The organism is Pseudomonas sp. S11P7, from assembly GCF_023195435.1.
In the GTDB taxonomy this organism is placed as follows: Bacteria; Pseudomonadota; Gammaproteobacteria; order Pseudomonadales; family Pseudomonadaceae; genus Aquipseudomonas; species Aquipseudomonas fluorescens_G.
On the sequence record NZ_JALPKS020000002.1, the window covers coordinates 3,934,214 to 3,943,774 of the forward strand.

8 protein-coding genes are annotated in these 9,561 nt (G+C 61.4%); 4 read left to right on the forward strand and 4 right to left on the reverse strand.

What is annotated here, in order from left to right:
* The first annotated feature begins 7 nt into the window (after window positions 1-7).
* On the forward strand, window positions 8-901 hold the full coding sequence (locus tag M0746_RS18100) for a DMT family transporter (protein ID WP_208938284.1): 894 nt from the start codon (window positions 8-10) through the stop codon (window positions 899-901).
* On the opposite strand, the gene M0746_RS18105 is transcribed toward M0746_RS18100, so the two are convergent.
* Entirely contained in the window at window positions 895-1,182 is a 288-nt protein-coding gene (locus M0746_RS18105) for a SelT/SelW/SelH family protein (protein WP_208938285.1), read from the reverse strand. The two genes, M0746_RS18100 and M0746_RS18105, sit on opposite strands and share 7 nt — an antisense overlap.
* Before the next feature lie 71 nt (window positions 1,183-1,253).
* On the opposite strand from M0746_RS18105, the gene M0746_RS18110 reads away from it, so the two are divergent.
* Window positions 1,254-3,443 carry a patatin-like phospholipase family protein gene (locus M0746_RS18110; protein ID WP_258450111.1) on the forward strand — a complete coding sequence of 730 codons (2,190 nt, stop codon included), beginning with the start codon at window positions 1,254-1,256 and terminating at the stop codon, window positions 3,441-3,443.
* Window positions 3,444-3,564: 121 nt separating this feature from the next.
* Here the strand turns inward: M0746_RS18110 and M0746_RS18115 are convergent, their stop codons facing one another.
* From M0746_RS18115 to recQ, 3 genes are all read right to left on the reverse strand, one after another.
* Window positions 3,565-5,298, reverse strand: coding sequence for a FimV/HubP family polar landmark protein (locus tag M0746_RS18115; protein WP_258450112.1), 1,734 nt, complete (start codon window positions 5,296-5,298; stop codon window positions 3,565-3,567).
* Window positions 5,299-5,425: 127 nt separating this feature from the next.
* On the reverse strand, window positions 5,426-5,860 hold the full coding sequence (locus M0746_RS18120) for a MarR family transcriptional regulator (protein ID WP_208938288.1): 435 nt from the start codon (window positions 5,858-5,860) through the stop codon (window positions 5,426-5,428).
* A 144-nt stretch (window positions 5,861-6,004) separates the two neighbouring features.
* Window positions 6,005-8,134, reverse strand: a complete 2,130-nt coding sequence (recQ, locus tag M0746_RS18125) for a DNA helicase RecQ (RefSeq protein WP_208938289.1) — start codon at window positions 8,132-8,134, stop codon at window positions 6,005-6,007.
* Window positions 8,135-8,531: 397 nt separating this feature from the next.
* Here recQ and M0746_RS18130 point away from each other — a divergent pair, with 397 nt between their 5' ends.
* Entirely contained in the window at window positions 8,532-9,119 is a 588-nt protein-coding gene (locus M0746_RS18130; protein WP_039761053.1) for a UPF0149 family protein, read from the forward strand.
* Between the two features lie 10 nt (window positions 9,120-9,129).
* The gene (locus M0746_RS18135) at window positions 9,130-9,525 is read left to right on the forward strand and encodes a YbaN family protein (RefSeq protein ID WP_208938290.1); all 396 of its coding nucleotides are present in this window, start codon (window positions 9,130-9,132) and stop codon (window positions 9,523-9,525) included.
* Window positions 9,526-9,561: the final 36 nt, after the last annotated feature.

A 9,561-nucleotide genomic window follows, 5' to 3' on the forward strand; every position in this document is an offset into this window, starting at 1 on the left:
GATCGCAATGACTCCGCGTACCGCCCTTGGCGCCCTGCACATCGGCGCTCTGATGTTTGGCCTGACCGGTGTGTTCGGCAAACTCGCTGCCGCCTCGCCTGCGGTGATCGTCTTTGGTCGTGCCGCGTTCGCCGTACTCGCCCTGGCCTTCTTTGCCCGCTTCGCCAGTCAGCACGGCTGGCAAAAACTCCAGGCCGTGGACTGGCGTCGCCTCGCGCTCAGCGGCGTGTTGTTGGCTGGGCACTGGGTGAGTTTTTTCCTCTCGGTGAAAGTCGCCGGCGTCGCTATCGCGACTTTGGGGTTTGCCAGTTTCCCGGCCTTCACGGTGATTCTCGAAGGGCTGATCTTTCGCGAACGCATCCGCGCCAACGAGATGCTGCTGGTGCTGCTGGTCAGTGTTGGCCTGATTCTGGTGACTCCGGCGTTCGATCTGGGCAGCGGCGCGACCATCGGTCTGCTCTGGTCGGTGCTATCGGGCCTGCTGTTTTCGCTGCTGTCGCTGACCAACCGCGCCAGCTCCGGGCGAATTCCGGCGGTGCAGGCGGCGTTGTGCCAGAACGTGGTGGTGGCGCTGTGTCTGCTGCCGGTCGCGGCGCCGCAACTGAGTGCAGTGCGCGCACTGGACTGGTTGTGGATCGCCCTGCTCGGCGTGTTCTGCACCGGAGTTGCGCACAGTCTGTTCGTCGCCAGTCTGGCGGTGATCAAGGCGCGCACGGCGGCGGTGGTGTTCGCGATGGAGCCGGTCTACGGCATCACCATTGCCTGGCTGCTGTTCGATGAGAACCCGACACCGAGAATGTTGCTGGGCGGCGCGCTGATCATTGTCGCCATCGTCGTCTCAGCGCGGATGTCAGGGCATGCCGAGAAGAAAGCCGTCGCCGCCGAGGCCGCGTCTCACTGAGTGCGGTCGTTGTGGCCGAGGTCGCGCTCCGGGTCGATTCGGTCACGAACCCTTTGTTTCAGCACCTTGGCCTCGGGAAAACCGCCGTCAGCCTTGCGCTCCCAGATCTGCACGCCATCGCAACTGATGTGGAAGACTCCGCCAGTGCCCGGCACCAGCGACACTTTGCCGAGGTCGTCGCCGAAGGTGCTGAGCAGCTCCTGCGCCAGCCACGCGGCGCGCAACAGCCATTGGCATTGCGTGCAATAGGTAATGACAACTTCTGCTTTTGCGACAGTCATGTTCGCTGAAACTCCTGAGACAGAGGGCGCCGCTATAATAGCCGGCTTTATCGCTTGCCCCGAGACTCACAATGCGCCGTTTGCTGTTCTGCCTGCTGCTTGGTTTCCTGCCATTTTTCGTTCACGCCAGCGAAGCGCCGCGACCGAAAATCGGTCTGGTGCTGTCCGGCGGTGCGGCGCGCGGGCTGGCGCATATCGGCGTGCTCAAGGCGCTGGAAGAACAAGGCATCAAGATCGACGCGATCGCCGGCACCAGCATGGGCGCCGTCGTGGGCGGCTTGTACGCCTCGGGCTACAAGGTCGATGAGCTGGAAAAACTCGCGCTGAGCATCGATTGGCAAGCGGCGCTGTCCGACGCGCCACCACGCGAAGACGTGCCGTTCCGGCGCAAGCAGGACGACCGCGATTTTCTGGTGAAACAGAAACTCAGCTTCCGCGACGACGGCAGCCTCGGCCTGCCGCTGGGGGTGATTCAGGGCCAGAACCTGGCGCTGCTGCTGGAGAGCCTGCTGGCACATACCAGCGATACCCGCGACTTCGACAAGCTGCCGATCCCCTTCCGCGCCGTCGCCACCGACATCGCCAACGGTGAAAAAGTGGTGTTTCGCAAAGGTCATTTGCCCCAGGTGATCCGCGCCAGCATGTCGATCCCGGCGGTGTTCGCCCCGGTCGAACTCGACGGCCGGCTGCTGGTGGACGGTGGCATGACCGACAACATTCCCCTTGATGTGGCGCGGCAAATGGGTGTCGATGTAGCCATCGTGGTCGACATCGGTACGCCATTGCGCAATCGCAAGCAACTGACCACGGTAGTCGACGTGTTGAATCAGTCGATCACCCTGATGACTCGCAGCAATTCCGAAGAACAACTGGCCGCACTGAAAGCCACCGACGTGCTGATCCAGCCCGCCTTGGCCGCCTACGGCGTGACCGATTTCGGCAAGACCCAGGAGATGATCGACGCCGGTTATCGCGCGACGCGCATCCTCGACAAGCGCCTCGCCGTGCTCAAACCGAAGCAATCCCAGGACGCCGAACTCAACGCCGCGCGCTCACCCGGCCAGCGCACGCCGATCATCACCGCGATCCGCGTCGAGAACGATTCGAAGGTCGACGACGATGTGATCCGCTATTACATCCGCCAACCGGTCGGCGAGCCGCTGGATCTGGGCCGTCTGCACTCGGACATGGGCACGCTGTACGGCCTCGATTATTTTGAACAGGTGCAATACCGCGTGGTACACAAGGGCAACGATCACACCCTGGTGATCAGTGCCCGCGGCAAACGCAGCGGGACTGATTACTTGCGGGTCGGCCTCAACCTGTCGGACGACATGCGCGGCGACAGCGCCTTCAACCTCGGCGCCAGCTACCGCGTCAACGGCATCAACCGCCTCGGCGCGGAATGGCTGACTCGCGCACAGATCGGCGATAAACAGGAGCTGTACAGCGAGTTCTACCAACCGCTGGACGTTGGCTCGCGCTACTTCGTCGCGCCGTACGCGTCGTTCGAAGCGCAGAACGTCGATTCGGTGCTGGATAACGACCCGATCGCGCAATATCGCGTCGAGCGCTACGGTTTCGGCCTTAACCTCGGTCGCCAGATCGGCAACAACGGTGAAGTGCGCTTCGGCGTCGGCGAAGCCTGGGGCAAAGCCGATGTGCGCATTGGTGATCAGGATCTGCCGAGCGAGAACTTCAACGAAGGTTTCTATGCGCTGAAGTATTCCTACGATTCGCTGGATAACGTTTACTTCCCGCATGAAGGCAAGGACATCAGCCTGACCCTGGTGCAGTACGAGCCTGGGCTCGGTTCGGATACGCGTTATCGGCAGTGGGATTTCAAGATTGACAAGGCCATGAGCCATGGGCCGGACACGCTGATTCTCGGCGGGCGCTACGGACGCACGCTCAACGACGCCAATGTGGTGACATCGAGCTTCCTGCTCGGCGGTGCGCGGCAGTTGTCGGGTTTCCGTGAAGACGCGATTTCCGGGCAGAACATCAGCCTGATGCGCGCGGTGTACTACCGCCGCCTGACGCCTCGCGCCTATCTGCCGCTGGACTTCCCGCTGTACGCCGGCGCCTCGCTGGAACGCGGCCGGGCGTGGAACAACGACAATGAATTCGACAGCGGCTACATCAACGCGGCCAGCGTGTTCATCGGTTTTGATACGCCGCTGGGGCCGCTGAATTTCAGTTATGGCCTGAATGATGCGGATGAGCAGGCGGTTTATTTGAACCTGGGGCAGACGTTCTAGGCCGGTGTTGCCCGGCAGTCAGTCTTCGCGAGCAGGCTCGCTCCCACATTGAAATGCGTTTCCCTGTGGGAGCGAGCCTGCTCGCGAAAGCGTTATCGGATGCGCTACAAAACTGCCGAAATCAGCGAATTCCCGCCAACAACGTGCGCGCCGTTTGCTTCAACGGTTCATCGCCCTCTTTGAGCAATTCATTGAGCAGTGCGATTGCACTGTCGATGTCGCCGTCGTCGATGCAGGTTTGCGCCTGTTCAAGCTTCTGCGAGCCGCCAGGTTCAGGCGCCTGCAGGTCCAACGGCTCAAGCACTATCGAAGGCTTGGGATCAGCAAACTCATTGAGAAAGTCATCGTCCAGCGGCTGTGCATCCGGTTCGGGAATCCACTCAAGCTCCGCTTCTTCCCCGGTCGTCGGTTCGGGCAGCTCGAAATCCTGAGGCAGTACTTCCAGCCCTGCGCCGAGGTCGGCGTTTTCGGCTGAAGGGGCTTGACGGGTGTCTTCGAGGTCCCAGCTGGACTCCATCGACAATTCGCCCAGCTTCAGTTCGAAGTCGTCCTCGGCCGGTGGTTGAGCAACTATCGCAGGCGCGGCCGCGACAATCGGCACTGCAGACGCCAGCGCCGCGCTGCCGGCCAGTTTCGGATGGCGGGCGCGTGTTTCCCGTAACGGCTGTTCGTCGACGCCAAGTTCGCGCAGGTGATTTTCCTGTTGCTCATACGCCTCGCTGTCGCCCTGACGTCCGAGCACTTCGAGCAATTGCAGGCCCAGATCAAGGCGTTCGGGCTCTTTGTGCAAGGCATCACGCAGCAATCCTGCCGCCTCGTTGAGTCGGCCATAGGCGAGATAGATCCCCACCGCCTCCAGAACATCCCCGGCTGTCGGCTCTTCGCGGTGATCGGCACTGACTTGAGGCGTGGCAGGCTCGGCAGCGTCCATTGCGTCGCCTGGCGGCTCGGCAAGCGGCGCCATTTGCGCCAGAGGCTGCTGGTTCCGTTGACGATGTTTGCGCACGAACAACGCTGCCAAGGCGCCCAGCAAAAGCACCAGCGCGGCGAGCAAAGGCCAGTTCAAGCCATCTTCGGCGGGCTCGACCGGCGTGACCACTGGCGCCGGCGCGGGTGTGACAACGGTGGGTGGCGGGGCTTTCTGCAGCTCGGCCAAGCGGGTCTGCAGGTCAGCGAGCTGCTTCTTGCCGTCGGCAATCTGCACATCCTGCGCTTGCAGCTTCGCATTCAATTCGTCGACGGTTTTCTGCAATTGCTGATTCAGCAACTCGATGGCAGCCAATTGCTCTTTGCTGTCATCGACCGGTGCAGGCTTTGCCGCAGGTGCTGTTTCGCGCTTGCCTTGAGCGGCCTGCACCGCGGTGACGGGCTCAACGGTGGGAAAGCCCGAGGATTGTGCGCGGGGATCAGGCTCATCGGTGGCCGGCACGATCCCCGGTGAACCCGGTGGATCGATCAGCACCGTGTATTCACGCAGCAAACGCCCATTGGGCTGATTGAGCTGCACGAGGAAATTCAGAAAGGGTTCGTTGACCGGCTTGCTCGACGTCACCCGGATCATCTGGCGCTGGCCGTGCAGGATCGGAATGAACTTGAGGTCATTGAGAAAGAACACCCGCTCGACCCCGGCCTGAGCGAATTCGTCCGGGGTGGCCAGGTTCACCGCCAGATCGTTTTGCGTCAGCCCGCCGACGTCCACCAGGGTAATGTCGGCCTTGAGCGGCTGATTGAGCGCTGAATGAACGGTGATGTCACCCAGCCCCAAGGCCATCGACCAGGCCGAATAACTGAATACGCCAGCGACCAGCAGCCATTTGGCGCCACTGCGCAGTACCACGTGCCGACTTGCGAGCATGAGCATCCCTTAAATAAGCAAAACCGACTTCTATGCGTTCGCACATCCGGTACGAACACGATATTGCCCAGTAGTTCTTATAGTCGGCTCTGCGCCATCTCTCCAAGAATCGGCACGTGGATGTGCCTCAGGATTTTTCCAGGTTGCCCAGAATGTGCCCATGAACACGCATGCACACCTTCAGATCCGCCTCGTCGACGCCATCGAACAGCTCGAGACGCAGTTGCGTGGCAATGGTTTCGATTTGTTCGATCAACGGCAGGGCCGGCGCGCACAAGACGATTTTTTTCGCCCGGCGGTCTTCCATTACCGATTGCCGTTGCACCAGCCCCTGGGTTTCCAGACTATCGAGCAAGCGGGCCAGGGTCGGCCCTTCGACGCCGACGCTTTGCGCCAGCTCACGCTGGGTCGGCGCATCTTCGAACCGTGCCAGGTGCAGCAGCACCAGCCAGCGCGCCTGGGACAGCCCCAGCCCGGCCAGTCGACGGTCAAGTTCGGCACGCCAGCCACGAGACATCTGGGCCAGTTGCATGCCAAAGCGGTGTTGATCGGTTAACGGCATAAAACACTCACGGATAGACTGAAAATGCGGAAAATCTAATTATTAGTCAGCTAAGCATGAGCGGCAGTTATAGGCAAGTGGCGGTCTGTACTGAATCGTTACAACTGCTTGAAGATCAAAATCACCCTCATCGGAACGGCCCGATTACATCTCGAATTCAGACTGCAACGCCGCACGCACGCAATACAGCACACCTTCCGGCACCCGTCCGGCAAACAACTCAGCCACTTCAGCGACCGACGGCAACTCGCCCTCCCCGTCAAGAAACGCGTCCTGCACCTCGCCCATCAGCTCTTCCGGCAAATCCAGCGCCTGCTCCAGCGACAGCTGCTGCTTGCCGATCGCTTCGGCCAGCATCGTGTAGACGTTCTTTTCCGAGCACTGCAGCTGCCCGGCAATCTGCAGCGGCGTCATGCCGGCGCGGGCCAGGGTGATCAGTTCGTGGCGCACGTCGGCGACCGGTTTCGGCGCCTCGGCCGCGCCGCCGAGCACTTCGAGGAAGGCGTCGCCGTAGCGTTCCAGCTTGCGCGCGCCGACGCCGCTGACCCGGGCCATTTCCGCCAGCGAGGTCGGCTGACTGCGGAGCATTTCCAGCAAGGTCGAATCGGGGAAGATGACGTACGGCGGCACGCCATGTTCTTCGGCGAGTTTGCGCCGCAGCGCGCGCAGGGCTTCCCACTGTTCGCGCTCTTCGCCACGCACCAGTTGGCTGGCCGGGCTTTTGCTGGCGGTTTTGGCGGTGACTTGCGGTTTGAGATCGCGACGCAGCTCCAGGGTCACTTCACCCTTGAGCAACGGGCGGCAACTGTCGTTCAGGCGCAGACCGCCATAACCTTCGTGATCGACATCAGCCAGACCGCGCGCGACCAACTGGCGGTACAGCGAGCGCCACTCGCTCTCGCTCAGGGCCTTGCCGACGCCATACACCGACAGATGCTGATGCCCGAAGCTGCGGACTTTCTCGTTGTCCTTGCCCAGCAGGACATCGACCAGATGCCCGACGCCATAACGCTGGCCGGTGCGAAAAATTGCCGACAACGCCTGACGCGCCGGCTCGGTGGCATCCCAGGTCTGCACGCCATCGACGCAGTTGTCGCAATGGCCGCAGGGCTCGGGCATGTCTTCATCGAAATAGGCCAGCAGGGTCTGACGCCGGCAGCGGGTTTCTTCGCACAGCGAGAGCATGGCGTCGAGCTTGTGCTGCTCCAGACGCTTGTGGCGCTCGTCGCCTTCGGAGTTCTGCAGCAACTGCTTGAGCATCACCACGTCTTGCAGACCGTAGGCCATCCACGCATCCGCCGGCAAACCGTCCCGGCCGCCGCGACCGGTTTCCTGGTAATACGCCTCAAGGGATTTCGGCAGGTCGAGGTGCGCAACGAAACGCACGTTGGGCTTGTCGATGCCCATGCCGAACGCCACCGTGGCGACCATGATCAGGCCTTCCTCGTTGAGGAAACGCTTCTGGTGATAGGCGCGCAGATCATTGGGCAGACCGGCGTGATACGGCAGCGCCGGGAAACCTTGTTCACTGAGGAACGCGGCAACTTCTTCGACTTTTTTACGCGACAGGCAATAGACGATGCCGGCATCGCTGCGTCGCTCGGCAAGGAACGCCAGCAACTGCTTGCGCGGCTGCTCCTTGGGCACGATGCGATAAAAAATGTTCGGGCGGTCGAAACTCGACAGGAAGCGCTCAGCGTTCTGCAGGTGCAGACGATCGACTATTTCTTCGCGGGTACGCTTGTCGGCGGTTGCGGTGAGGGCGATGCGCGGAACGTTGGGAAACAGCTCGGCCAACTGGCCGAGTTGCAGGTATTCGCGGCGGAAATCGTGGCCCCACTGCGACACGCAATGCGCTTCGTCGATGGCGAACAGGGCTATTTCCAGGCTTTGCAGGAACGCCAGCATGCGCGGCTGGACCAGACGCTCGGGCGCCAGATAAAGCATCTTCACTTCGCCGCGCTTGATCCGCGCGGCGAGGTCACGCTGCTGTTCGGCGCTCAGGGTTGAGTTCAACGCAGCGGCTGCCACGCCGAGTTCTTCGAGGGTGGCGACCTGATCGTCCATCAGCGCGATCAGCGGCGACACCACCACCGCCAGGCCATCGCGCAACAGCGCCGGCACCTGGAAACACAGGGATTTGCCGCCACCGGTAGGCATCAGCACCAGCGCATCACCGCCGCTGGCCACACGCTCAATGATTGCACCCTGACGGCCACGGAAACTGTCGTAGCCGAAGATGTCCTTGAGGACGCGTTGAGCCTGTTCGAGCATAAAAACTCCAAAAATCTACCGGTACATCCCTGCTCAGGCTGGTTCAGAACAGCCGCGACCGCTTAAACAAAACGTAAGAAGCCGTTGCATGACCAGCGCAACGCGGGCAGGGAGCGCAAAACGCGGCAGTATACCCGAGGCCTCTCGTGCACAGGGTGCCGCTGATAAGACACTGATAAACCTGCCACACACAAAACCCTGTGGGAGCGAGCCTGCTCGCGAAGGCGGTGTGTCAGGTTCGATTGCACTGACTGGACCGGCGCCTTCGCGAGCAGGCTCGCTCCCACATGGGCTTGTATACCGTCCAGCAATTGCGGCAAATCTGCCACGCGGCTGGCTTGAGCGCGCAAGAAGGCCTAGAATTCCCGCATTGTTTATTCCCCAAGGTAGCCCCGTAATGTCCTTCGCTGAGCAACTGACCCGCCTGCAAGTCTTCCTCGACGCCGACGAGCTGCACGACGAGGCGCTGGATTATGTGGCCGCCCACGGTTACCTGACCGCGCTGTCGATCTGCTCTGAAGACGTCCCGGAGCGTGAATGGATCGACGCCCTGTTCGCCGAAGAGCCGCATTACAGCGACGAAGCCCAGCGAGCCGAAATCGAAGCCACGCTGATCGGCCTCAAGGCGCACATTGCTCGCCAACTGGCCTCGGATGAAGAATTCGAATTGCCTTGCGAACTGGATCTGGGCGAAGAGCCGGACGATTCCGAACTGCGCGGCTGGTGCATCGGTTTCATGGAAGGCGTTTTCCTGCGTGAAGCCGCCTGGTTCGAAACCGCCGAGGAAGAAGTCAGCGAAATGCTCTTGCCGATCATGGTCGGTTCCGGCCTGTTCGACGAACAGCCCGAGTTCGAAGACATCGCCAAGGACGCCAATCTGATGGACGACATGATCGTGCAGATTCCGGAAGCCCTGACCGCGCTGTACCTGCTGTGCCAGGCGCCTGACGAAAAACCGGCGATCCTCAAGCCACGTCACCACTAAGACCCGGCCTATGGACAACCCCATAGGCAATCGCTCCCTGATGTTGCGCTACATTCTGCTGGCCGTCGGCTGGCTCAGCGTGACATTGGGGGTGATCGGCATTTTTCTGCCGGTCCTGCCCACCACCCCTTTTCTCCTGCTCGCCGCAGCCTGCTTTGCGCGCAGCTCTCCGCGTTTTTATCAATGGCTGGTCGAGCACCCACGGCTCGGGCCATGGATCCGCGATTATCTCGACGGCAACGGCATTCCGCTCAAGGCCAAGGTCTATGCGATCGGGCTGATGTGGGCGAGCATCTTGTTTTCGTGCTATCTGGTGCCGATGGCGTGGGCGCGGGGGTTCATGCTGACCAGTGCGGTGCTGGTGACGGTTTATATATTGCGGCAGAAGACGTTGCGCAGGCCGTGAAGCCCCACTCATGCATTGCAGGCAATTGACCGCTCG

Bases quoted from the DNA above. Each gene is read 5' to 3' on its own strand.
- M0746_RS18120 (WP_208938288.1), bottom strand. From the start codon at position 5,860: ATGCCGTTAACCGATCAACACCGCTTTGGCATGCAACTGGCCCAGATG.
- M0746_RS18135 (WP_208938290.1), top strand. From the start codon at position 9,130: ATGGACAACCCCATAGGCAATCGCTCCCTGATGTTGCGCTACATTCTG.
- M0746_RS18105 (WP_208938285.1), bottom strand. From the start codon at position 1,182: ATGACTGTCGCAAAAGCAGAAGTTGTCATTACCTATTGCACGCAATGC.
- M0746_RS18130 (WP_039761053.1), top strand. From the start codon at position 8,532: ATGTCCTTCGCTGAGCAACTGACCCGCCTGCAAGTCTTCCTCGACGCC.
- M0746_RS18110 (WP_258450111.1), top strand. From the start codon at position 1,254: ATGCGCCGTTTGCTGTTCTGCCTGCTGCTTGGTTTCCTGCCATTTTTC.
- recQ (WP_208938289.1), bottom strand. From the start codon at position 8,134: ATGCTCGAACAGGCTCAACGCGTCCTCAAGGACATCTTCGGCTACGAC.
- M0746_RS18100 (WP_208938284.1), top strand. From the start codon at position 8: ATGACTCCGCGTACCGCCCTTGGCGCCCTGCACATCGGCGCTCTGATG.
- M0746_RS18115 (WP_258450112.1), bottom strand. From the start codon at position 5,298: ATGCTCGCAAGTCGGCACGTGGTACTGCGCAGTGGCGCCAAATGGCTG.